The sequence below is a fragment of the Paraburkholderia acidicola genome, assembly GCF_002362315.1.
Lineage (GTDB): Bacteria > Pseudomonadota > Gammaproteobacteria > Burkholderiales > Burkholderiaceae > Paraburkholderia > Paraburkholderia acidicola.
The window spans coordinates 2,463,434-2,485,164 of record NZ_MTZV01000006.1 but is presented as its reverse complement, the minus strand read 5'-3'; the positions used below and the strand labels follow the sequence as shown (position 1 = coordinate 2,485,164).

Annotated in this window: 21 protein-coding genes; 13 read left to right on the top strand and 8 right to left on the bottom strand. The window is 60.8% G+C overall.

What is annotated here, in order from left to right:
* Positions 1–7 precede the first annotated feature (7 nt).
* The 3 genes from BWP39_RS29685 to BWP39_RS29675 are packed head-to-tail and all read left to right on the top strand — an operon-like array spanning position 8 to position 5,111.
* The gene (locus BWP39_RS29685; RefSeq protein ID WP_096725751.1) at positions 8–1,546 is read left to right on the top strand and encodes an efflux RND transporter periplasmic adaptor subunit; all 1,539 of its coding nucleotides are present in this window, start codon (positions 8–10) and stop codon (positions 1,544–1,546) included.
* Complete coding sequence (locus BWP39_RS29680) at positions 1,543–4,761, top strand: efflux RND transporter permease subunit (protein WP_096725750.1); 3,219 nt, start codon at positions 1,543–1,545, stop codon at positions 4,759–4,761. Before BWP39_RS29685 ends, BWP39_RS29680 begins: the two co-directional genes overlap by 4 nt.
* Positions 4,758–5,111, top strand: a complete 354-nt coding sequence (locus BWP39_RS29675) for a copper-binding protein (protein WP_096725749.1) — start codon at positions 4,758–4,760, stop codon at positions 5,109–5,111. Before BWP39_RS29680 ends, BWP39_RS29675 begins: the two co-directional genes overlap by 4 nt.
* Positions 5,112–5,172: 61 nt before the next feature.
* Here BWP39_RS29675 and tsx read toward each other — a convergent pair whose 3' ends face one another.
* Together tsx and BWP39_RS29665 are read right to left on the bottom strand one after the other, a co-directional pair.
* On the bottom strand, positions 5,173–6,168 hold the full coding sequence (gene tsx / locus BWP39_RS29670; RefSeq protein WP_235851482.1) for a nucleoside-specific channel-forming protein Tsx: 996 nt from the start codon (positions 6,166–6,168) through the stop codon (positions 5,173–5,175).
* Between the two features lie 185 nt (positions 6,169–6,353).
* The gene (locus BWP39_RS29665) at positions 6,354–6,965 is read right to left on the bottom strand and encodes an HD domain-containing protein (RefSeq protein ID WP_133116975.1); all 612 of its coding nucleotides are present in this window, start codon (positions 6,963–6,965) and stop codon (positions 6,354–6,356) included.
* 188 nt (positions 6,966–7,153) lie between these two features.
* Between BWP39_RS29665 and BWP39_RS29660 the strand changes: the two genes are divergently transcribed.
* Both BWP39_RS29660 and BWP39_RS29655 read left to right on the top strand, forming a co-directional pair.
* Positions 7,154–7,462 (top strand): DUF4148 domain-containing protein, encoded by a 309-nt coding sequence (locus BWP39_RS29660; protein ID WP_096725747.1) that lies wholly within the window; start codon positions 7,154–7,156, stop codon positions 7,460–7,462.
* Between the two features lie 158 nt (positions 7,463–7,620).
* A complete protein-coding gene (locus tag BWP39_RS29655; RefSeq protein WP_096725746.1) occupies positions 7,621–7,944 on the top strand; it encodes a hypothetical protein in 324 nt (107 codons plus the stop codon).
* Here BWP39_RS29655 and BWP39_RS29650 read toward each other — a convergent pair.
* A complete protein-coding gene (locus tag BWP39_RS29650) occupies positions 7,905–8,804 on the bottom strand; it encodes a LysR substrate-binding domain-containing protein (protein WP_096725745.1) in 900 nt (299 codons plus the stop codon). The genes BWP39_RS29655 and BWP39_RS29650 overlap by 40 nt on opposite strands.
* Before the next feature lie 111 nt (positions 8,805–8,915).
* Between BWP39_RS29650 and BWP39_RS29645 the strand changes: the two genes are divergently transcribed.
* The 3 genes from BWP39_RS29645 (at position 8,916) to BWP39_RS29635 (ending at position 12,074) form a co-directional block, all read left to right on the top strand.
* On the top strand, positions 8,916–10,142 hold the full coding sequence (locus tag BWP39_RS29645) for an MFS transporter (protein WP_096725744.1): 1,227 nt from the start codon (positions 8,916–8,918) through the stop codon (positions 10,140–10,142).
* Between the two features lie 72 nt (positions 10,143–10,214).
* Positions 10,215–11,021 (top strand): 2,5-didehydrogluconate reductase DkgB, encoded by an 807-nt coding sequence (gene dkgB, locus BWP39_RS29640; protein ID WP_096725743.1) that lies wholly within the window; start codon positions 10,215–10,217, stop codon positions 11,019–11,021.
* A gap of 33 nt (positions 11,022–11,054) precedes the next feature.
* Positions 11,055–12,074 (top strand): aldo/keto reductase, encoded by a 1,020-nt coding sequence (locus BWP39_RS29635; RefSeq protein WP_096725742.1) that lies wholly within the window; start codon positions 11,055–11,057, stop codon positions 12,072–12,074.
* 120 nt (positions 12,075–12,194) lie between these two features.
* Here the strand turns inward: BWP39_RS29635 and BWP39_RS29630 are convergent, their stop codons facing one another.
* Both BWP39_RS29630 and BWP39_RS29625 read right to left on the bottom strand, forming a co-directional pair.
* Positions 12,195–12,854: a Vgb family protein gene (locus tag BWP39_RS29630; protein ID WP_096725741.1), complete on the bottom strand. Its 660-nt coding sequence runs from the start codon at positions 12,852–12,854 to the stop codon at positions 12,195–12,197.
* Between the two features lie 9 nt (positions 12,855–12,863).
* Positions 12,864–14,090: a helix-turn-helix domain-containing protein gene (locus tag BWP39_RS29625; RefSeq protein WP_096725740.1), complete on the bottom strand. Its 1,227-nt coding sequence runs from the start codon at positions 14,088–14,090 to the stop codon at positions 12,864–12,866.
* A gap of 122 nt (positions 14,091–14,212) precedes the next feature.
* Here BWP39_RS29625 and BWP39_RS29620 point away from each other — a divergent pair, with 122 nt between their 5' ends.
* Together BWP39_RS29620 and BWP39_RS29615 are read left to right on the top strand one after the other, a co-directional pair.
* Positions 14,213–15,001, top strand: a complete 789-nt coding sequence (locus tag BWP39_RS29620) for a DUF899 domain-containing protein (RefSeq protein ID WP_096725739.1) — start codon at positions 14,213–14,215, stop codon at positions 14,999–15,001.
* 137 nt (positions 15,002–15,138) lie between these two features.
* Positions 15,139–15,840: a DUF2182 domain-containing protein gene (locus tag BWP39_RS29615; protein WP_207557180.1), complete on the top strand. Its 702-nt coding sequence runs from the start codon at positions 15,139–15,141 to the stop codon at positions 15,838–15,840.
* A gap of 8 nt (positions 15,841–15,848) precedes the next feature.
* On the opposite strand, the gene BWP39_RS29610 is transcribed toward BWP39_RS29615, so the two are convergent.
* On the bottom strand, positions 15,849–16,724 hold the full coding sequence (locus BWP39_RS29610) for a lipid A biosynthesis lauroyl acyltransferase (protein ID WP_096725737.1): 876 nt from the start codon (positions 16,722–16,724) through the stop codon (positions 15,849–15,851).
* Between the two features lie 554 nt (positions 16,725–17,278).
* On the opposite strand from BWP39_RS29610, the gene cynS reads away from it, so the two are divergent.
* Entirely contained in the window at positions 17,279–17,728 is a 450-nt protein-coding gene (gene cynS, locus BWP39_RS29605) for a cyanase (protein ID WP_096726254.1), read from the top strand.
* Here the strand turns inward: cynS and BWP39_RS29600 are convergent, their stop codons facing one another.
* Positions 17,729–18,508 (bottom strand): ABC transporter substrate-binding protein, encoded by a 780-nt coding sequence (locus BWP39_RS29600; RefSeq protein ID WP_096725736.1) that lies wholly within the window; start codon positions 18,506–18,508, stop codon positions 17,729–17,731.
* Positions 18,509–18,725: 217 nt separating this feature from the next.
* Here BWP39_RS29600 and BWP39_RS29595 point away from each other — a divergent pair, with 217 nt between their 5' ends.
* A complete protein-coding gene (locus BWP39_RS29595; protein WP_096725735.1) occupies positions 18,726–19,514 on the top strand; it encodes a YkgJ family cysteine cluster protein in 789 nt (262 codons plus the stop codon).
* 132 nt (positions 19,515–19,646) lie between these two features.
* Positions 19,647–21,230 (top strand): sensor domain-containing diguanylate cyclase, encoded by a 1,584-nt coding sequence (locus BWP39_RS29590; protein ID WP_096725734.1) that lies wholly within the window; start codon positions 19,647–19,649, stop codon positions 21,228–21,230.
* A gap of 56 nt (positions 21,231–21,286) precedes the next feature.
* Here the strand turns inward: BWP39_RS29590 and BWP39_RS29585 are convergent, their stop codons facing one another.
* Positions 21,287–21,643, bottom strand: coding sequence for a lysozyme inhibitor LprI family protein (locus BWP39_RS29585; protein ID WP_096725733.1), 357 nt, complete (start codon positions 21,641–21,643; stop codon positions 21,287–21,289).
* Between the last annotated feature and the right edge of the window lie 88 nt (positions 21,644–21,731).

The following is a 21,731-nucleotide window of genomic DNA, read 5'->3' as shown; positions in this document are numbered from 1 at the left end:
AAAAAACATGAACCAGAAACTGATCGTACGCGCCGTTGCCACCGTGTTCGCCGCAGCCGTGCTGCTTGGCGTCGGTTATGTGCTCGGCTCACGTCGCGCCGCGACCGATGCGCCCATCGCGTCAGCCACGGCCGCGACCCCAGCGGCAGGCAGCGACAAGGTCGACGCGAAGACGGGACGCAAAGTGCTTTACTGGCACGATCCGATGGTGCCGAACCAGCACTTCGATAAACCGGGCAAATCGCCATTCATGAACATGGAACTGCAGCCGGTCTTTGCGGACGAAGGCGGTTCAAGCGGTGTCAAGGTCGATTCCACACTGCAACAGAATCTTGGCATCCGTTACGCGACGGTGGTCAAACAGGACACCGCCGAAGGGTTCAGTGCAATCGGCACCACGCAGTTCGATGAATCGATGGCCGACGTCGTCCAGTCGCGAGTGACCGGTTATATCGATCATCTGTATGCAAGCGCCCCGATGCAACGTGTCGCGCAGGGTGCACCGATCGCATCGCTCTTCGTTCCCGACTGGCTGGCGCCCCAGGAAGAATATCTGGCGCTCAGGCGCGGCGGCATGGATGCAAGCCTGCTTGCCGCCGCACGTGCGCGCATGCAGGCACTATCGATTCCCGATGGGCTCATAGCCAGCCTCGATAGAACCGGCAAAGCACAGACCCACGTCACGTTATTTGCGCAGCAAACCGGCGTGCTGACTGAACTCAATGTGCGCGACGGCGCAATGGTGTCGCCGGGACAAACGCTTGCCAAGATTGCTGGCCTGTCGAAGCTGTGGTTGATCGTTGAGATACCCGAGTCGCTTGCGTTGCAGGTGCAGCCCGGCATGACCGTCGAAGCCACGTTTGCCGGCGACGCTTCGCAACGCTTTAGCGGTCATATCCGTGAAATTCTGCCGGGCATCAGTCCGGACAGCAGAACGCTGCAGGCGCGCCTTGAAATCGATAATGCTGGACTCAGGCTGACACCAGGGATGCTGATGCGCGCCCGCGTCAGTGGAGCGAAGACGGTGTCGCGGCTGCTGGTTCCGTCCGAAGCGGTCATCACGACCGGCAAGCGCTCGATCGTCATCGTCAGGAATAGCGACGGCCGGTTGCAGCCTGTCGAGATCGCGGTCGGCAACGATAGCGGAGACAACACCGAAGTGACGAGCGGGTTGACCGAAGGTCAGCAGGTCGTTGCATCGGGCCAGTTCCTGATCGATTCGGAAGCGAGCCTGACGTCCGTGCTGCCGAAGCTTGAAGGAAGTGCAGCACCTGAAGCCGCATCCTCACCCACCTCGGCCTCCACGCCCGCCGCGCAAACCTACGAAACCACCGGCAAGGTCGAAAAAGTCACCTCCAGCGACATCACGTTTTCGCATCAACCCGTGCCCGCTCTGGGCTGGAGCGCGATGACCATGACCTTCGGCAAACCGTCACCGACCGCCTTCCCCGACGTCAAGGTCGGCGAGTCCGTGCATTTCGTCTTCAAGCCCTCCGACAGCGGCTACGAACTGACGCAGGTCGAACCGGTGGGGAGCACGAAATGATTGCGCGCATCATTCGCTGGTCGATTTACAACCGCTTCCTCGTGCTGCTCGCGACCGTGCTCGTCACCGCATGGGGCGTCTATTCGCTGACCCAGACGCCGCTCGACGCGTTGCCGGATCTGTCCGACACACAGGTCATCATCAAGGCGTCGTATCCCGGCAAAGCGCCGCAAGTCGTCGAAGACCAGGTGACCTATCCGCTGACGACGACGCTGCTAGGCGTACCGGGTGCCACAACGATCCGAGCGTATTCATCGTTTGGGGATGCGTTCGTCTACGTCCTGTTCGATGACAAGACGGATCAGTACTGGGCCCGCTCGCGCGTGCTCGAATACCTGAACCAGGTGCAGAGCCGTCTGCCGCCCGGTGCGACGGTGTCACTCGGGCCCGATGCAACGGGTGTGGGTTGGGTCTACGAATATGCACTGGTCGATCGCACGGCCACGCACGATCTCGGCCAGCTGCGCGCGTTGAACGACTGGTTCCTGAAGTTCGAATTGAAGTCGGTACCGGACGTTTCGGAAGTGGCCAGCATCGGTGGCATGGTGCGGCAATACCAGGTCGTGCTCGATCCGGACAAGCTGCGCGCTTACGGCATCACCCAGGCGGCGGTCGCGGATGCCATCGGCAAGGCGAACCAGGAATCGGGCGGGTCAGTGGTTGAACTCGCCGAGTCCGAGTACATGGTCAGATCGTCCGGCTATCTGCGCTCGCTCGATGATTTCCGCCATATCGTGCTGCGCACGAACGATGCAGGAACCCCCGTCTTGCTTGGCGATGTCGCACGCATCCAGATCGGGCCTGAAATGCGTCGCGGCATTGCCGAGCTGAATGGCGAAGGCGAAGTCGCGGGCGGTGTGATCGTGATGCGCTCCGGCAAGAACGCGCTGACCACCATCGAAGCGGTCAAGGCAAAACTCGCCGACCTCAAGCGATCGCTGCCGCCGGGCGTTGAAGTCGTGACGACCTATGATCGCTCGCAGCTCATCGAACGCGCTGTCGATAATCTCAAGGACAAGCTCGTCGAAGAGTTCATCATCGTGGGCCTGGTGTGCGCGGTGTTTCTGTTCCACCTGCGCAGTGCGTTCGTCGCGATCCTGTCGCTGCCGCTTGGCGTGCTGGCTGCGTTTATCGTGATGCGTTATCAAGGTGTCAATGCGAACCTGATGTCGCTAGGCGGCATTGCGATCGCGATTGGCGCGATGATCGATGCCGCCATCGTGATGATCGAGAACGCGCATAAGCATCTGGAAGCTTACGACCACAAGCATCCCGATACGCCGATCACGACTGCGCAGCGGTGGGAGTTGATCGCGCAGTCTGCCGCCGAAGTCGGCCCGGCGCTGTTCTTTTCGCTGCTGATCATCACGCTGTCGTTTATCCCGGTGTTCTCGCTCGAAGGCCAGGAAGGGAAACTGTTTGCGCCACTGGCGTTCACGAAGACCTACACCATCGCGGCTGCGGCGGGTTTATCGGTGACACTCGTGCCGGTGCTGATGGGCTATCTGATTCGCGGCCGGATTCCGCATGAAAACGCCAATCCGATCAACCGTGTTTTGATCAGACTGTATCGTCCGTTGCTCGAAGCAACATTGCGCCGACCGTGGATGGCAATCGGCCTGGCCGTCGTCGCGCTTGCCGTTACGTTGATCCCCGTGTCGTGGCTTGGCGGCGAATTCATGCCGCCGCTCGACGAAGGCGATCTGCTTTACATGCCGACCGCGTTGCCCGGCATCTCGGCAGATAAAGCCGCCGAACTGTTGCAGCAAACCGATCGCCTCATCAAGACGGTTCCCGAAGTGAAGACCGTATTCGGCAAATCGGGCCGTGCCGATACTGCAACCGATCCCGCGCCGTTCGAGATGTTCGAGACCACCATCCAGTTCAAACCGCGCAGCGAATGGCGCCCGGGTATGACGCCGGAAAAGCTCATCGATGAACTCGATGCGCGCGTCAAGATTCCGGGCCTGTCGAACGTCTGGGTACCGCCGATACGCAACCGCCTCGACATGCTGTCGACCGGCATCAAGACGCCTGTCGGTGTGAAGATTTCGGGCGCGGATCTTGGGCAGATCGACAGGATCGCGACGCAGGTCGAATCGGTGCTGAAGAACGTCCCAGGTGTCACGTCGGCGCTCGCCGAACGACTGAATGGCGGTCACTACATCGACGTCGATATCGACCGGCTGGCGGCTGCGCGTTATGGGCTGTCGGTGACGGACATTCAGTCCGTGGTGTCGTCTGCAGTGGGGGGCGACAACGTCGGCGAAGTAATCGCGGGCCGCGAGCGCTTCCCGATCAACATCCGCTATCCGCGCGAGATCAGGGACTCGGTCGACAATCTGCGTCAGTTGCCGGTTGTCACGGACCGCGGCGCACAGATCACGTTGGGCGATGTGGCGACGGTCAAGATCTCCGACGGCCCTCCGATGATCCGCAGCGAGAACGCTCGCTTGTCAGGCTACGTTTACGTCGATATTCGCAACACCGATCTGCAGTCCGCCGTGAAAGCGATGCAGAGCGCGGTTGCGCAGCATGTCGTCCTGCCGCCCGGCTATTCGATCGCCTGGTCAGGTCAGTTCGAGTATCTGGAACGCGCTGCTGCGAAGTTGCGCACGGTGATTCCCGTGACGCTCGTCGTCATCTTCGTGCTGCTGTTCCTGACGTTCAACTCGGCGGCCGATGCGCTCTTGCTGATGTCGACGGTACCGTTTGCGCTGGTCGGCGGGTTCTGGTTGATCTGGATACTCGGGCACGCGGTGTCCGTCGCGACCGCGGTGGGATTCATCGCGTTGTCGGGTGTGGCGGCTGAGTTCGGTGTCGTGATGCTGCTGTATCTGAAGAGCGCACTCAATCGTCGCCTTGACGAAGGCGAACCGTTTACCGAATCAACGCTTGTCGACGCGATTCGCGAAGGCGCGGTGCTGCGTGTAAGACCCAAGGCAATGACCGTGGCAGTCGTGCTGGCCGGTTTGATTCCAATCATGCTCGGTCACGGCTCCGGTTCCGAAGTCATGCAGCGCATCGCTGCGCCGATGGTCGGCGGCATGGTGACCGCGCCGCTCCTGTCCATGCTCATCATTCCGGCCGCCTGGCTGTTGCTGCAACGTCGCCGCGTGGCGCGTGCGAACACACAAGCGCAGGAAGCACTGCAACCTCATGTAGCACCCCATGGCACGCTCGTGCCGCAAATCCACTCTGGAGAAAATCAATGAAGAAGTTGCTCACTCTGACGGCTGTGCTTTGCACAGGTCTTACACTCGCCGGCGCAGCCATGGCGGCCGACGACATGGCTGGCATGAAGATGAACGGCGGCGCAATGACCGCAGGTGCGCCGAACAACACCGCACTGACCGACGCCGTCGTCAAGAAAGTCGATCCGTCGACGGGCATGGTGACGCTTCAGCACGGCGAGCTGAAGAACATTGGGATGGCCGCAATGACGATGGCTTACAAGGCCGGAGATGAATCGATGGTCAAGCAGGCTAAAGCGGGCGAGAAGGTCAAGGTGCGGGTTGAGGATGTGGATGGCACGCTGACTATCGTGAAGCTGCAGAAGCAGTAACGGGTCGCTGTAGCTGCACAGCGATGCGTTGGCGCTTTGTTTCGTCGCCAACGCATTGCTGCTATATCTTGCCCCACTGATAGCCGGCTTCAAGGTAGTACCCCCACCCGGTCGATCGATTCTGAAAGAAGCCGTTGCCGAAGTTCAGCATGGAGCTATTCCACTGGCCGCCATTGTGGAAGTAACGTGCCACAGCCACGAGGCGAAGATGCTTGTACGAGTATATCAGTGCGTTGGTCGAGTCGAACTCCGTGTCGCTGTAGGTATTGTCGCCCGCTTCTTCGCGCAGCTTCGAGCCGAAATCGTAGTTGAAGAAACCGGCATAGCTAAAGTCGCCGCCCAGGTAATGACCAAGCGGATAGAAATAATTCATCTGGAACCGGTAGCCGTCCCAGGAAAACTCGTTCGCCTGGCCATAGTTCTGCCACTCCCGGTTCAGATACAGATTTGCCGACAACGCCAGCGGTGTATGCGTATCGATATCGGTGCCTAAGCCTGCGTAAAGCGTGTTCTGTTCGGATGACCGGCTACCGCCCTGGTTGTAAATCCAGTCGGCGGCGAGATAGATGTGCTTGAACGGACCTAGTTGAAAATTTTTCCCGGCAAGCGTATCGAGCGCGACGCGCGGTTCCTGTTCGCTGAATATCGGTGCGCCGTGATCCCAGACACCCGACGTGTTCTGCGAACCAGCACCAAGTATCTTGAGCGCATCGACATAGCCGTACAGATTGAACGGCCCGTTGGTTCCGTAGTATTCGTATTCCAGATAGGCGTTGCCGGTGCGGTAGGGTCCGAAACGCGTCAGGCTGCTGTTGATGAGGCTCAGTGTCTGGTGCAGCCAGGGTTGGTCTGTGGCAGCGGGGTTGACGGTTGTGGTGAGCGGCTTATTAGCCGATGCATCGGTTGGCGCCGGCTGATTAATGCTCGCGTTGCCGGATAAAGCCGGCGCGGGTGCAACTGTATCGACATCTCCGGCACACGCAGTGATCGACCAGATGGCAGAAAGCGCGATTGAAACCAGAGAAGCCGCGAACCGCGGACAGTTATTCTTGAACACTACTTGCGCTCCAATCGTTATAAAAATAGTTGCGCCAACTTGATCAATAATCTCTCAACTGTATTGGAGTGCTCTCAGGGTTCTGGATCTTAGCATTCTGGAATGCGCGACCAAATTACTCGTGCCGCATAAAATCTCGCGCGCTTGCCAAATAAAACGCGGACGCCGTGTGGCGTATTAACTCGTTAAGGACGGGTACGCAACGCTTGCAAGGAACGCTGTAAATTCTCTCTCGCTTTGGCCTCGAATTTCTCGCGGCCCCACACGGACATGTAAAGGTGTTCCCTGCTCAAGAAACGCTCGAGTATGGCGGCTCGCCCCTCGCGAAACGCAGCCTTGTCGATGTGTCGATACTCATATCGGATGCCCGCTTCGTAGTCGTCGAATGTCTTGTCGTTACTGCCCAGAATCGAGAGGTCCATGTCGAGGAAGATGCGACAGTCTTCGGCGTCTTCGATTGACATGTTTTCCGCGACGAGATGACGCTCGGTTGCTTCGATTAATTGCACCGCTCGCCTCGCTGTGTCGTCGGGCACTACGCCGCTAATCAGTTCTTTCGCAAGGACCGCACTTCTCTTTTCGTTGTCGTTTCTCGTCGGCTCATAGATGACGTCGTGCAGCACGATTGCACATTCGACGGCGAGCGGATCGTTTAGCCGATCTCGAACCGCGGGAAGCAGATTGAGCAGCGCCTGAATATGGCTCCAGTTGTGATATCGCCGCTCGGGGCCACCGTGCAGCAATCGAAGCTGTTCGATGAGATCGGGTGGTAGCGCGGTCATTTTTTCGTTCGTCATGGTGTTCCGCCCCATTTCGCCTGCCTGCGCCGGGTCATTACAGCCGGATCAGGGTTTACCCATATTCTGGAATGATCTTTTCCAAACACCGATCTTAACCTTAAGCGCCCGCTTACCTAGACTTGACTCACTGAATCACGAACAGGGCTGTTCGTGGCGGAATCGAAGAAAGTCTGGAGGTAATTATCATGAAATCGCTCATTCAAGCCGTTGTCGTGGCCGCCGCTCTTGTTGCTCCGGTTGCTGTGTTCGCTCAATCGAATGCGCCTTTGACTCGCGCCCAGGTGCGCGCGGAACTCGTCCAGCTGGAGAAGGCTGGATACCAACCTGGCGCAGCTGACAACACCACCTATCCGGTACAGATTCAGGCCGCTGAAGCGAAAGTCGCGGCACAAAATGGCGCGACGGGTGTTGGCGGTGTCGCGAATGGTTCGTCGGACGCGGGACGTCCGGTTGCCACGAAGGCCGACTGGAACGCGATGTACAGCCATTCTTGATACGTTAATCGGTGATGTGGGGGGTGAATCTGCAAGCATCGGGTGCATCGAGGCTCTCCGGTTGAGCGCGCAGTGGGTTTGCGCGTTCAACGATGCGCCTTGAATCTCCCCCAAACACTGTATATATTAACTACTGTATGTTTATACAGGTTTACGCCATGGAACATCTGCTTCGTGTCATCAATGAAAGCGATCGCCAGACCCTGGCCTGGCTGCGTACGCATGTAGGCGATGCACGTGTGGCGGCCGCCGCGCGTCACCTCGCGGGCCGTGCGGACAGTGGCAATGCACACGCACCGCGCAAGCCTTATGTGTCGGCGGTTTGCCGTTATCTCGGCGTGTGGCCACCCGCGCCGGACACGCCCCGGCTGGCTGACGACGATCACGCCACTGGCGACCGTTATCTTGCGCAGATCCGGCAGTTGCTCAAGCGCCGTGGCGCTCAAGACACCAGCCGCGTCTTGAACGCCTCAACCAGATAATCAACAAACGACGCAATCCGCGAAGAAATCGCCGTATTCCGGTAATAGACGGCGTGAATCGGCTGTCGGACATCCTGAGTCTGGCGGTTGAGAATCTGCACGAGCCGTCCTGATTCGCGATCCTGTCCGGTCATGAAATCCGACAGGCACGCAATACCGACGCCCTCCAGTGCCATTTGCCTGAGCGTCTCGCCGCTCGACGACCAGACCGTCGGCTCGATACGCCAGGGTTCGCCGTCTGCGCCAAGCACAGGCCAGACATTCAGCGACTCCGGCTGGTTGAACCCGAGCAGCGCATGCTTGGCAAGATCCTCGACCTTGCGCGGCAGGCCATGCGTTTCGATGAAACCAGGACTCGCCAGTATGCGCAGCCGGCTGTTACCGATAAGCCGGCTATGCAACGTCGAATCCTTCAACCGGCCGATCCGGATCGCTACATCGGTGCGCCGTTCCAGCAGATCGATAATCCCTTCGTTGCTGTTCAGCTCCAGCTCGACATGCGGATAGCGCTCCCGGTACCCGCGCACGAGCGGCACGATCGCGTGCAGCATGAACGGCGTCGCGGCGTCGATTCGCAACCTCCCGGACGGCTTGTCGCGCCGCGCCACCATCTGTTCTTCCGCGCTCTCCACCTGTTCGATGATCGCGCGCGCGTTCTGCAGAAACGCCCGCCCTTCCTCGGTCAGCTCCAGCCGGCGTGTAGTCCGGCGCAGCAATGTCGTCTTCAGCTTCTCTTCGAGTCTCGCGAGCGTGCGGCTCGCCGCCGAGACCGTCTGGTCGAGTTGCTCCGCGGCCGCGGTGATCGAGCCCATATCGACCACGGTTGCGAAGGTCTGCAGTTCATCGAGTGTGGTTTTCATTGTTGACTTTAAATCAAAACAATTTCGTCTATATACCAGTTTTTCTGCAAAAGTAAAACGATCACACTGGCTCCTGTTGAACTTTCATCTATGCATTCAGGAGCATGAAGCATGATCCCGACTACTTCTTCCCCACCTGCCACGCGCGGTAGCTCGACGCTGCCGCTGCTGGCACTCGCCGTCGGCGCGTTCGGTATCGGCACGACCGAGTTCTCGCCGATGGGGCTGCTGCCCGCCATCGCCGGCAGTCTTCACGTATCGATTCCGAGCGCCGGCATGCTGATCAGCGCCTATGCGATCGGCGTCATGGTCGGCGCACCGCTCATGACACTCGCGCTCGCACGCTGGCCGAAACGCTCCGCACTGATCCTGCTGATGAGCATCTTCACGCTCGGCAACCTGCTATCGGCGATGGCGCCGAACTACACGACGTTGCTGCTCGCGCGGCTCGTCACGAGTCTGAATCATGGTGCGTTCTTCGGACTCGGCTCGGTGGTCGCGGCAAGTCTCGTACCGCGCGAGCGCCAGGCTAGCGCGATCGCCACCATGTTCATGGGACTGACGATCGCGAACGTCGGCGGCGTGCCGGTCGCGACGTGGCTCGGCGACGCAATCGGTTGGCGCATGTCGTTTGCGGCGACAGCCGGGCTCGGTTTGATCGCGATGGCCGGTTTGCTGGCGGCACTGCCGAAGGGCGAAGCAGGACGCCTGCCGAACCTGCGCAACGAACTCGCCGTACTCACGCGTCCTGCCGTGCTGGCCGCCCTGGCAACGACCGTGCTTGGCGCAGGCGCGATGTTCACGCTGTACACGTACATCTCGCCTACGTTGATGCATATCACCGGCGCATCGCCGCTCTACATCACCGCGATGCTTGCGCTGATCGGTGTCGGTTTCTCGATCGGTAACGTACTGGGCGGCCGGCTCGCCGATCGCTCGCTCGATGGCAGCCTGATCGGCTTCCTCGCGCTGTTGATCGTAGTCATGCTTGCGTTCCCGTTGATGGCGGCAAGCCACACCGGCGCTGCAATCGGCCTACTCGTGTGGGGTGTTGCAACCTTCGCGGTCGTGCCGCCGCTGCAGATGCGCGTGATGCGTGCCGCAGCCGAAGCGCCTGGGCTTGCGTCATCGGTCAACGTGGGCGCGTTCAATCTCGGCAATGCGTTGGGTGCGGCGGCAGGCGGCGCAGCCATTTCGGCGGGCTTCGGCTACCCGGCGGTGCCTATCGTCGGCGCGCTGATCGCCGCGGCAGGTCTTGCGCTCGTGTTGATCCAGATCATGCGGCAACGTCAACAGCGCAGCGCGCGCGGCCTGGCTGTCACGGCCAGTGAATGCTGATCCGAAATCAAAAATCATTCCTGTTTCAAGCGGTTTTTCGTCCGCGTCACTCTCTTCGAGGTTCAAAACATCATGAGCAACATTCCTTCCTTCGGTCTTGGTACGTTCCGTCTTCAAGGTCAGGTCGTCGTCGACTCGGTACGTAACGGCCTGGAACTGGGCTACCGGTGCGTCGACACCGCGCAGATCTACGGCAACGAGGCGGAAGTCGGCCAGGGCATCGCCGAATCCGGCGTAGCACGCGACGCGCTGTTTCTCACCACCAAGATCTGGGTCGACAACTATGCGCGAGCCAGGCTGATTCCGAGCCTCAAGGACAGTCTCGCGAAGTTACGTACCGACCATGTCGATCTGACCTTGATCCATTGGCCGGCTCCAGACAACGGCGTTGCGCTCGATGAATTCATGAGCGCACTGGCCGAAGCCAAAGCGGCGGGCCTGACGCGCCAGATCGGCATCTCCAACTTCAATATCGAACTGACGAAGCAGGCTATCTCGGCCGTCGGCAAAAACGAGATCGCCACGAACCAGATCGAGTTGAGCCCGTACCTGCAAAACCGCAAGCTGGTCGAGTTCCTGCAAGGCCAGGACATTCACGTCACGTCGTACATGACGCTCGCGTACGGCAAGGTGCTCAAGGACCCGGTGATCGGCGCGATCGCGGACCGTCATCGCGCGACGCCCGCCCAGGTGGCGCTCGCCTGGGCACTGCAACTGGGCTATTCGGTGATTCCGTCGTCGACGAAGCGTGAAAATCTTTGCAGCAACCTGCTCGCGCAGTCATTGCAGTTGACGCAAGAGGACATGGCGCAGATCGCTACCCTGGAACGCAATGGCCGCGAAGTCAGCCCTGCGGGCCTCGCGCCGGTCTGGGATTGAGTATTCCGTCAAATAACTGAAGGAAGAGTAACCATGCGAATCACCATTCCATCACGCCTTGGTTTCGGCACCGCGCCGCTGGGCAACATGTATCGCGACATCCCCGAAGACGAAGCACTGGCAACAGTCGATGCCGCCTGGAACAACGGCATCCGCTACTTCGACGGTGCGCCGTTATACGGTGCTGGTCTTGCCGAACTGCGGCTAGGAAAAGCATTGGCCGGTCGCCCAAGAGATGAATACGTGCTGGGCACCAAAGTTGGCCGCCTGATCCTCGACGAACACGAATCGACGGCAGAACGCGATCTCGGCGAGAAAGGCGGATTGTTCGAACACGGACTGCCGAACAAGATCGTCTACGACTACACGGCAGAAGGCACGATACGGTCTATCGAAGACAGCCTGAAGCGGTTGCAAACCGATCGCCTCGACTATGTGTGGATTCACGACCCGGCCGTCGATTTTCATGGCGAGAACTGGCGCGCTGTCTTCGACGTGGCGATGTCGGGTGCGGCGAAAGCGCTATCCCGTCTGCGTGACGAAGGTGTTATCAAAGGCTGGGGGCTTGGCGTGAATCGCGTCGAGCCGTGTGAGCTAGCGCTTGAGCAAGCTGATCCGGACGGCTTTCTGATTGCCGGTCGCTATACGTTGCTCGATCACGAAGCTGCACTGAACAAGTTGATGCCGGCGTGCGAAGCGAGAGGGCTTGGCATCGTCGTCGGTGGTCCGTACAACTCGGGGTTGCTCGCGGGAGGCACGCACTTCGAATATCAGCTGGCGCCCCAAGCGATGATCGATCGCGTCACGCAGATCAAGCAGGTTTGTGCGCAATTCGGCGTCGATATCCGCGCGGTGGCGTTGCAATTTTCTCTCGCGCATCCGGCGGTTGCAGGTGTCATCCCCGGTGCCAGCCAGCCGTCGCGGATCGAAGAGAATCGTGCGCTGATGACAATGCCGATTCCGGATGCGCTGTGGGATACGTTGAAATCAGAGCGGTTGATCGCGGCACAGGCGCCGACGCCAAAGCCGGTGGATTCGAAGATATCGGGCTGAATGGCTCCGCGGTTGTGTCAGCGTACGGATTAGACACAACCGCGGAAATTCCGCGAATCGCCCAGACGAAACGGCGTCACGCTAACGTATTCGATCAAGGCCCGTGAAGGGCGACTTCGTTTATTCGCTCGACGCATCGACAGGTGCTCGCCTCGGTCGCCGGACCGCGCGCAACTTCCCGCTGTTTCCGCCACCGCAGAAGAACTGCTCTCCACCGTCCGACTCGAGTCCCGACACATGGACTCCCGACGGCATCTCGAGACTTTCGATGATCTCGCCCGTGTGAGGATCGACGTGCCTTAGTTCGCTCGCGTCGTCTTCCCAGGTGGCATGCCACAACTGTCCATCGACCCAGGTCACACCGGTGACAAAACGGTTGGACTCGATAGTACGAAGAATCGTACCTGTTTGAGGATCGATCTGATGAATCTTCCGGTCGCGATACTGCCCGACCCACAGCGTCCCCTCGGCCCACGCGAGCCCCGAGTTGTTACCGCCGGCAGGTGCGGGAATCGTGGTGAGCACATCGCCGGTCTGCGCATCGAGCTTCTGGATAGTGTCGCCGGCAATCTGAAACAGGTGCTGGCCATCGAACGCAGATCCCGCGTGCGCAGCGACTTCGATCGAACGCAGCATGGTTCCGCTTGCTGGATCGAGCGCGTTCAGTTTGTCTCCGGATGCGAACCAGACATGCTGGCCGTCATACGTGACGCCATGCACGCTATCGACACCCTCGAAGGGGCCATATTCGCGAAGGATTTCGGCTGTTGATCGGTTCATGCTGCCATCCTAATCGTTCGATAGTGACGCGGGGAGTAACAACAACGTCGTGAATCCGGGCACAGGCGGCATCATCCACCGACGCGATCGACCGCGCCCCACCGGTTGCACCTTACCGTCTTGCGCAAGCGAGTCGAGTGCCCGCTGCAACGTGCGCTGGCTGGCTCCCAGCGCAAGCGCGAGTGCCGAGCTCGACCATGACTCGCCGTCGGCAAGCAAGGCGAGCAGCGCCGCGTGCCGCTCGTCGTCGGGCCGTGCCAGCACGGCAACCTCATGTGCGCGGTACGGTGTCAGCGCAAACCCGTGCCTGGTTGCCGTCACATCGGCCAGTGTCCGCAGCAATGTACGCAACCGGCCGATTTCAACGCGCAGACGCGCCCGATACGATTCGTCGGCACGCTTCGCGCGGAATACCCGCGTCACCAGCACCTCTCTCGATACATCTGTCGGCCACGCCTCAGCGAGCGCACGCGCAAGCTCGAACAATATCGGCCGCTTTGCCAGCGAGACGACCGTATGCGCGTCACGCACGACGTGACGGCACGCGTCCACGACAAACGTCTTCGATGCCAGTAGCGCTTCAACCTCGTCCAGCGACAGGAGTCGCTCGTCACCCAGAGCGATCAGGCGAGCAGCCGGTGTGTTCAGAACCTGCGATGCGCTTTCAACTTCCGCGATCAGCGCAGGGATACCGGCGTGATGCGCGGCTCGCCCGGCACGCACTAGCGCAGCGCGCGCTGTCTTCGGCTGAAGACGCCGCAGCGCGATGCCCGCAACGACCAGTTCGTGCGCCACCCGTAGCGCGGACGGCAACCACGCGGGATCGAGCGCGCCAAGTGCATGTTCGGCGTCGTCGAGACGACCGATCAGAAGCAGTCGCCTCACTTCGAGATACCGCGCATGTGCAGCGTTCACGCGGTCGCCGTGCGCTTCGAGCGTCGCTCGCGCGGCATCGAGCGCCTTCGCTGGCCAGTTCAGATCGCGTGAGGCTAGCGCGATCTCGGCTTCGGCGACCACACATCGCGCACGGGCGACGGCCTCTTTAGGACCGAAGGCACGCGTCGCCCGTCGCATCAGCGCCTTCGCCCGAACCAGATCGCCGAGCTGCGCCATCGCGATGCCGCGCAGCGCGAGCGCCGGCGCGTCGTCGCGCAAGGCGATCCAGTTCAGGGCGCCGAGCGGGTCACCCACCGCAAGTGCGCGGGCAGCGGCTGCAACGGGCGCGTCAGTGCTCATGTCAATCCCGCCACACTTGTCACTCCCACCGTTCGATAGCGAGACTTAATCTATCACGACCCCCAACCCGCAAGTCGTATCGGACACGAGACGAACGGCGCAGAACATCGAAGGAGAAAACGATGACGACACATCACACCGGAACGCGTGAAGCGTGGCTGGCCGCACGACTCGACTTGCTCGCCGCAGAGAAAGCGCTGACGCGGCGCAGCGACGAGCTGGCGCAGCAACGCCAGGCGCTGCCGTGGGTCCGCGTCGACAAGGCGTACCGATTCGACACCGACGAAGGAAGTGCCTCGCTGGCGGATCTCTTCAACGGTCGGTCGCAACTGCTCGTCTACCACTTCATGTTTGGGTCCGACTACAAGGCCGGTTGCCCATCATGCTCTGCGATTGCAGACGGGTTCGACGGCTTCGCTGTCCACCTCGCGCATCACGATGTCACGCTTGCGGCGGTATCGCGCGCACCGCTCGCCAAACTGCAGGCGTACCAACGGCGGATGGGGTGGACGTTTCCCTGGGCATCCGCACCGGCGGGCGGTTCCGATCCCGACTTCAACGCCGACTTCAACGTCTGGTTCACCGACGAGCAACAACGCAGTGGCACCGTCGACTACAACTATCGGCGCGAGGCACCCTTAACGCGGCGCACGGGTCAGGGCGATGACAGCTCGGGGGCGGTAGCTACGTTCGCGACCATGTGCGGCACCGATGTGCCGACATACATCCGTGACCGCCCTGGCCTGAGCGCATTCGTGCTCGAAGATGGTGTCGTCTACCACACGTACTCCACCTATTCGCGCGGACTGGACGGCCTGTGGGGCATGTTTCAATGGCTCGACCGCGCTCCGCGAGGGCGCAACGAGACAGGTGTCTGGTGGCATCGACACGACGAATACGATCGGCGCTGAGGTGGCCCGTGAGTCGCGTTGACGCAGTCGGGGCGCGGAAGATCTTCCGATGCAACGCATCCGGTGCCGCTTTCTTCGGAGTCTCGACGCTCATTTTCGCTGTCAGCACAGCACTAACGATCATCCGTTGTGTGTCAATGCCGGCACTCAGCGGTATGCCGATGCCAGGCGGCTGGACACTGTCGATGATGTGGATACGGATGTGCGGTCAGACATGGGGAGATGTCGCAGCATCGTTCGCTGGCATGTGGATGGTGATGACCGTCGCGATGATGCTGCCGTCCGTCACGCCGACGCTATGGCGATACCGCCATGCTGTCGTCAGGACAGGCGTCATGCGCCCCGACACGCTGACCGTACTGGTGGGCATGGGGTACTTCTTCGTATGGATGGTATGCGGCATGGCCGTCTTGCCAGCAGGCATCGCGCTGGCCGCACTCGAGATGCAAGTGCCGACGCTGGCGCGCGCCGTTCCGCTCGTGTCCGCTGTGGTTGTGTTGAGCGCCGGCGCGCTCCAGTTCACCGCATGGAAGGCGCGGCACCTTGCCTGCTGCCGGCGAGCACCAGCATGTGAACGCGCGTTGCCGCTCGATGCCGATACGGCCTGGCGACAGGGCCTGCGCCTTGGCATTCACTGCAGCTATAGCTGTGCCGGTCTGACGGCGATCCTTCTGGTCGCAGGCGTCATGGACCTGCGCGCGATGGTTGCAGTGACAACGGCCATCACCGCCGAACGTCTGGCACCCGATGGCGAACGCGTCGCGCGTGCTATCGGAGTCGTGATCATTGCGTCGGGGTTGTTTCTACTCGCGCGTGCCGTTCCCGTGCAGACCCAGTGATTCTCCACTCAATACACCCCAGCCATCCCCACCGGCCGATGCTTGAACCGCCGATGCACCCAGTAATACTGCTCGGGAAACCTGAGAATCTGCGTTTCCAGAAACTCGTTCATGCGACGTGCATCGACGGTTTCGCTGCTGGAGGGGTAGTCGCTGAGCGGTTTGAAAATGGTTAGCTTGTAGCCGCGAAAATCCGGCAGCACTTCAGTCACGAACGGCACGACTCGCGCACGTCCGAGTTTCGCGAGGCGCGAAATCGACGTGAGCGTACAGGCCTCTACGCCGAAGAACGGCACGAAGACCGAGTTGTCGACACCCTGGTCCATATCCGCGGCAAGCATGACGGGCTTGCCCGAACGCAGCAAACCAACGATCTTGCGCGCGCTCGTCGCGCGCTCGATCATCTCCGCGCCAAACCTGCCGCGTTGTCGCCTGGCCAGATCGCACATCGGCGCATTCGACATGCGCGTGTAAAGCGATGCGACCGGCAGGTGTGTCGAATAACGCATGCATCCCACTTCGATACCGACGAAGTGAAAACCCATGAAGATGGTGGGCGGTGCGTTCTTGTCGTCGAGATCGATTTCGCTTTCGATCTGCACAATCCTGTCGATCGACTTCGCGCTTCCAAACCACTGTATGCCGCGTTCGAGATAGCTGCGCACCACATGCTGGAAATGCGCCCGGCCCAGTTGTTCGTGTTCGAGCGCGCTCTTCGTCGGGAAACACAGGCGCAGGTTCACCAGCACGATGTGTTTGCGGCGGCTCGGAAGCCTGTATAGCGTCGTGCCGAGTGCGCTACCAAAGCGCGCGACAAACGAATACGGCAATACGGAGAGCACGCGCAACAGCGCAATGATGGGGAACAGACCTAATTTGTCCAAAGGGCATCCTGCTTGTAAAGGGCCGAAAAACACCAGGGCGAAGCAGGCTACGCGTTGCCCGATCGGCCGATACTCCTGCAGGAACATCGCCGCTCGAAAAATCAGGTGTGAAGACTATCGCATCGGACTACGCGTCGGGTTACGAATGTGTCGTTGACGTTACGGAATCCTGCCGGGTGTAACCCACGGTAAGAATCTTCGTGACAGGGCGTCGCGCGTGCGATCTGCGGTCAGTCGGTGTAACGCATCAGTAAGATGTCCGCGAAGGATACTCCTGATGGACCCGAATAAACCAAAACGGTCGGGCCGGGACATACCCGGAAAGGCGTCAGGGGGATGCTTTCGGTTCGCCGCATTTCCCCTCACACTGGGCGCAAACCCTTGTATGGCGGCCTTCGATGCAAACCCTCGAAGCCCGGGAGCGCCCCAGTGCTGTCAGTTACATATTGAGCAGAAATCCTGAATTTTTTCCGACCTTGCCTCGAAAACGCGTCAATGCGAAGCTTTGAACGGTCCGCATCGCCGCTTTTTCACTTCTTTCTATGGAGCACAACATGATATCGAGCCGCGACGAAGTCACCCGGATGATCGTTTCCGCCAAGGTCGCCAGGGGGTTGAAGTGGGGCGACGTCGCAGAGCGGATCGGCCAGAGCAAGGAGTGGACGACCGCCGCGTGTCTCGGCCAGATGACCTTCACCCGCAGTCAGGCCGAAACCGCCGGCGAAATATTCGGCCTGTCGGACGAAGCGGTCGCGTGGTTGCAGATCGTGCCGTACAAGGGTTCGTTGCCGAACGCCGTGCCGACCGATCCGCTGATCTATCGCTGGTACGAGATCGTCAATGTTTACGGCACGACCATCAAGGAACTGATTCACGAGGAATTCGGCGACGGCATCATGAGCGCCATCGATTTCTCGATGGACATTCAACGCGAAGCCGATCCCAAAGGCGATCGTGTCAAGGTGGTGCTGTCCGGCAAGTTCCTGCCGTACAAGACCTACTGATCAGCCGCCGTACACGTCGAAGTCGAAATACCTGTCCGCGATGCGCTTGTACGTTCCGTCCTTGATCATCGCGGCAATCGCTGCATCGAGTTTCTCCTTCAGGTCGGTATCTTCCTTGCGCAGACCGATCCCTGTGCCCGGACCGAAAATCGCGCTGTCATCGAGTACCGGTCCGGCAAACGCATAAGGCGCGCCGCGCGACGTATTGAGAAAACCGCGCTCGGCCTGCACGGCATTCTGCAACGACGCATCGAGTCGCCCCGCCAGCAGGTCCACGTACACCTGGTCCTGGTCCGCATACGACACGACGTTGACACCATGCGCGCCCCAGTGTGTCTTCGCGTAAGTCTCCTGCATCGAGCCCTGCTCGACACCGACTGATTTACCCGCGAGCGACGCGGCAGTCGGCTCGATGTTCGAGCCTTTCTTTGCAACAAGACGCGTCGGCACATGGAAGATCTTCGATGAGAACGCGATCTGTTTGACGCGTGCGGGTGTCATCGACAGGGTCGACAGCACGCCGTCGAATTTGCGCGCCTTGAGGCCGGGAATCATGCCGTCAAAGGCATTCTCGACCCACACGCATTTCGCGTTCAGACGCCGGCACAGTTCATTGCCAACATCGATGTCGAAACCGACCAGTTTGCCGTCGGCGGCCTTCGATTCGAACGGCGGATAACTGGCGTCGACACCGAAACGGATCGTCGACCAGTCTTTCGCATACGCGCCGCTCGAAACGACCAGCAGCACACCCAGCAATACCTTCCCTATTCTTTTCATCCAATGCTCGCAAATGTTCAGTGACAGACAGTTGAAACACCACGTGCGACCCCGCGCACGACGATGCCGCTGCATTATCGGCGATCGGCGTGCGAAGCCAATAAATCCTCCGTATAAGATCTGCGCTGCAATCCACAGGTAAGCCGCAGTTGACCATTTTCTACCCGAGTGGTCTGATGGCGAGCGCCAGGCGCCATAAGAACGGAAACAACCCCCAATGAACGACCTCGATTTCGACTGCACGATGTGCGGCAAATGCTGTCACGGGCTGCGGCTTGCGCTAACCGTCGACGAAGCCCGCGCCTGGCTGCAACGCGGCGGCCGCGTCGAGTTGATGTGCGAAGCAATACCGTGGCCCGTCGAACCCGCTGCGGAGAATCGCGAGGCGCAGTACCGGCGAGCCCGTTCGTTTCCCGCTGCGAGCGGCACGCTGCCAGTGCGGATCGCCGTGCTGCTGGTCGCTACGTTCGACGGCGCCTGCCCGAATCTTGGCGCCGACATGCGCTGCGGCATCTATCACGAGCGACCGCTCGTGTGCCGCATCTATCCCGCCGAAATCAATCCGTTCGTCGTGCTCGCACCAGCAAACAAGGGATGCCCTCCCGACGCATGGCAAGGCACGCCGATGATCCGGCACGGACAGCTCATCGATAGCGAGGTCCAGGCATCGATCGATCAGGCCCGCGCCGCCAGTGCGCGCGATGTGTCGATCAAGGCGCAGCTGTGCGCGGCACTCGGCGTGGAGCATGCCGCGCTGGCGAACGAAGGCTTCGTCACATATGCACCCGAATCTGACGTGCTGCTTGCCGCACTCGATGCCATTCCCGACGGCATGCACGACAAAGCGCACGACCACCGCCATACACACGCCACGCCGTGGAACCTCATCTCCAACCGCCACGAAACTGTCGAAACGCTGACATCGGTCGGTGCGCTGGCGGCGCCGCCGGCCACCACACGCGCCTACGGATACCTCGGTTTCTTCGCCGCAACGCCCGCGAGCTAGTCCCGCCCATCGGCTCGCCCACGCATTGCGCCTACCCGCGCCCTTCGGCTAGGATCACAATCGGGAGCAGCAGGGGTAACAGGGGCAGCACCGCATAAATAACAACGGTCCAGACGAGACGATAGAGGGGACATGTCCGTACTCAAACCGGTTTTCCCATTGCACCAGCGTCTGCGCAAGAGAACGCTCGCGTGGGAGGCTGCGCTTGCGCGGGCGGTCGGCAATCACCCGTTTGTCGCGGGAATCGCCGGTACAGCCGTCGCCGTGGCGATGGCCGGCCTGACCTTCGTCTCGCTGTACGCGGGGCGTGCCGATGCGTTGACCCATGCGCACGAAACGTCGCAAAGCCTCGTCGCGATTATCGGCAGCGACCTCGAAAGAAACATCGAAATCTACAATCTCTCGCTGCGTGCGATGGTCGACGGCGCGCAACGGCCGTTGACCTGGCAGCTCTCGCCTGGCCTTCGGCAAGCCGTTCTGTTCGATCGCGCGACCGATGCCGGCTACCTCGGCGGCGCCTACATTCTCGGCACCGACGGCAAGGTCAAGGCCGAACAAAGCGGCGAGATCAACCCGTTGATCGGACTCGGCGATCGCGATTACTTCCTCGTTCATCAACGCGGTGCGTCGGTCGGCTTATTCATCTCGCATCCGTTTCGCTCGCGGCTGCGCGATCACAAGCTGTCGATCGGCCTGACACGACGCATCGATGCGCCCGCCGGTCAGTTCGCCGGCGTCGCGCTGCTTGCCATCCGCATCGAGTACTTCCAGCACCTGCTCGACAAGATCAACACAGGCCCGTCGGGTTCGGTGTTCATTTCACTCGACGACGGCACACTGCTTGCCCGCAAGCCACTCACGTCGAACGAGATCGGGACCAGCATCGTGCGTTCGCCGGTCTTCGCGTATATCGCCGGGCACTCCTCGGCGGGGTCGTTTGTGACGGTCTCCGCCATCGACGGCGTGACGCGCATGTACACCTATGCACGCGTACCCGGCACCCCGCTGCTGGCCGTGGTCGCACCCGCCATCGACGACATACTCGCCAGCTGGCGCAAGCGCAGTGCAATCGCCGCGGTGCTGACGTTCGCGCTGGCCATGGTCGTCATCGGGGTATCGTGGCTGCTGGCGTTCGCGGTGCGCGACAAGATACTCGCCGAGGGCGAACTGCTGCGGCTCGCGGCCACCGATCCGCTCACCGGTCTCGCGAATCGCCGCACACTCGACCAGCGGCTCGACGAAGCATGGCTGCATTCGCGCCGCAACGGCGAGCCGCTGTCGGCGCTCTTCATCGATATCGATTACTTCAAGCGGTTCAACGATACACACGGTCACGCGGCCGGCGACGAAGTCATCGCAGCCGTTGCGGATTGCGTCGCGTCCACCGTACGCCGTTCAATTGATGTCGTCGCGCGCTACGGCGGCGAGGAATTCGCGGTGATACTGCCCGGCACGCCGGCGGCGGGCGCGGCCAGACTAGCCGAGAAAATCCGCCGGACAGTCGAGTCGCTGCGTTTCACGCATGCACCGGGCACACAGGAAGCGGTGACGGTCAGCATCGGCAGCGCGAGTTGCGTGCCGTCGAACGGCGGCACGGCGCTCGAACTGCTGGCCGCCGCCGACGAGCAGCTCTATGCGGCGAAAGCCGCGGGACGCAACCAGGTGATGTCGTTCGTTCGTCCGGAAAACGAAACCACGCACGGCGCGTCGTCCTGAATGCGGCTCGACGGCCGCTTTATCCGTCTTCCACTCCCCGCATACCGCGTACCTTGTCAGAACGGTCCGCGGCTTTTTAGCTGCTGGTACTGCGCCTTCAGCACATTGATACGCGCACGGTACATCGACGTCAGACACGAGCGCGACGCCCCGCAGTGGGCCCGGTTCTGCAACCAGTCATGCTGCGCTTCCTGCATGTCGCCACGGGTGCCCATCGCGACGAGCCCGGTAAGCATCTCATAGCGCACCGCCATTTCTACATCCATTTCGCTTAACTGACGGGACGCGCATATCGCGCGCTCATCGGGCTGCTGTGCCTGCGCGCAATCGAAACTCGCGGCCTGCGCCATGCCGGCTGACATCGCGAAGCAGGCGGCGCACGCCATATAGACGGTACGACGGAATGAACGCATGAGACCTCGCTAGTGAGAAAACAGGGGAATCGCCACATGAATCGAACCCGCGCGGCGCCTCTGGAACATGCATTGCTACCGGGCAAGC

What these genes read in the sequence shown, in the direction of transcription:
- BWP39_RS29645 (WP_096725744.1), top strand. Translation starts at nt 8,916, where the DNA reads ATGATCCCGACTACTTCTTCCCCACCTGCCACGCGCGGTAGCTCGACG.
- dkgB (WP_096725743.1), top strand. Translation starts at nt 10,215, where the DNA reads ATGAGCAACATTCCTTCCTTCGGTCTTGGTACGTTCCGTCTTCAAGGT.
- BWP39_RS29600 (WP_096725736.1), bottom strand. Translation starts at nt 18,508, where the DNA reads ATGAAAAGAATAGGGAAGGTATTGCTGGGTGTGCTGCTGGTCGTTTCG.
- BWP39_RS29685 (WP_096725751.1), top strand. Translation starts at nt 8, where the DNA reads ATGAACCAGAAACTGATCGTACGCGCCGTTGCCACCGTGTTCGCCGCA.
- BWP39_RS29650 (WP_096725745.1), bottom strand. Translation starts at nt 8,804, where the DNA reads ATGAAAACCACACTCGATGAACTGCAGACCTTCGCAACCGTGGTCGAT.
- BWP39_RS29665 (WP_133116975.1), bottom strand. Translation starts at nt 6,965, where the DNA reads ATGACGAACGAAAAAATGACCGCGCTACCACCCGATCTCATCGAACAG.
- BWP39_RS29620 (WP_096725739.1), top strand. Translation starts at nt 14,213, where the DNA reads ATGACGACACATCACACCGGAACGCGTGAAGCGTGGCTGGCCGCACGA.
- BWP39_RS29675 (WP_096725749.1), top strand. Translation starts at nt 4,758, where the DNA reads ATGAAGAAGTTGCTCACTCTGACGGCTGTGCTTTGCACAGGTCTTACA.
- BWP39_RS29660 (WP_096725747.1), top strand. Translation starts at nt 7,154, where the DNA reads ATGAAATCGCTCATTCAAGCCGTTGTCGTGGCCGCCGCTCTTGTTGCT.
- cynS (WP_096726254.1), top strand. Translation starts at nt 17,279, where the DNA reads ATGATATCGAGCCGCGACGAAGTCACCCGGATGATCGTTTCCGCCAAG.
- BWP39_RS29615 (WP_207557180.1), top strand. Translation starts at nt 15,139, where the DNA reads ATGCCGGCACTCAGCGGTATGCCGATGCCAGGCGGCTGGACACTGTCG.
- BWP39_RS29625 (WP_096725740.1), bottom strand. Translation starts at nt 14,090, where the DNA reads ATGAGCACTGACGCGCCCGTTGCAGCCGCTGCCCGCGCACTTGCGGTG.
- BWP39_RS29680 (WP_096725750.1), top strand. Translation starts at nt 1,543, where the DNA reads ATGATTGCGCGCATCATTCGCTGGTCGATTTACAACCGCTTCCTCGTG.
- BWP39_RS29585 (WP_096725733.1), bottom strand. Translation starts at nt 21,643, where the DNA reads ATGCGTTCATTCCGTCGTACCGTCTATATGGCGTGCGCCGCCTGCTTC.
- BWP39_RS29595 (WP_096725735.1), top strand. Translation starts at nt 18,726, where the DNA reads ATGAACGACCTCGATTTCGACTGCACGATGTGCGGCAAATGCTGTCAC.
- BWP39_RS29590 (WP_096725734.1), top strand. Translation starts at nt 19,647, where the DNA reads ATGTCCGTACTCAAACCGGTTTTCCCATTGCACCAGCGTCTGCGCAAG.
- BWP39_RS29630 (WP_096725741.1), bottom strand. Translation starts at nt 12,854, where the DNA reads ATGAACCGATCAACAGCCGAAATCCTTCGCGAATATGGCCCCTTCGAG.
- BWP39_RS29655 (WP_096725746.1), top strand. Translation starts at nt 7,621, where the DNA reads ATGGAACATCTGCTTCGTGTCATCAATGAAAGCGATCGCCAGACCCTG.
- BWP39_RS29635 (WP_096725742.1), top strand. Translation starts at nt 11,055, where the DNA reads ATGCGAATCACCATTCCATCACGCCTTGGTTTCGGCACCGCGCCGCTG.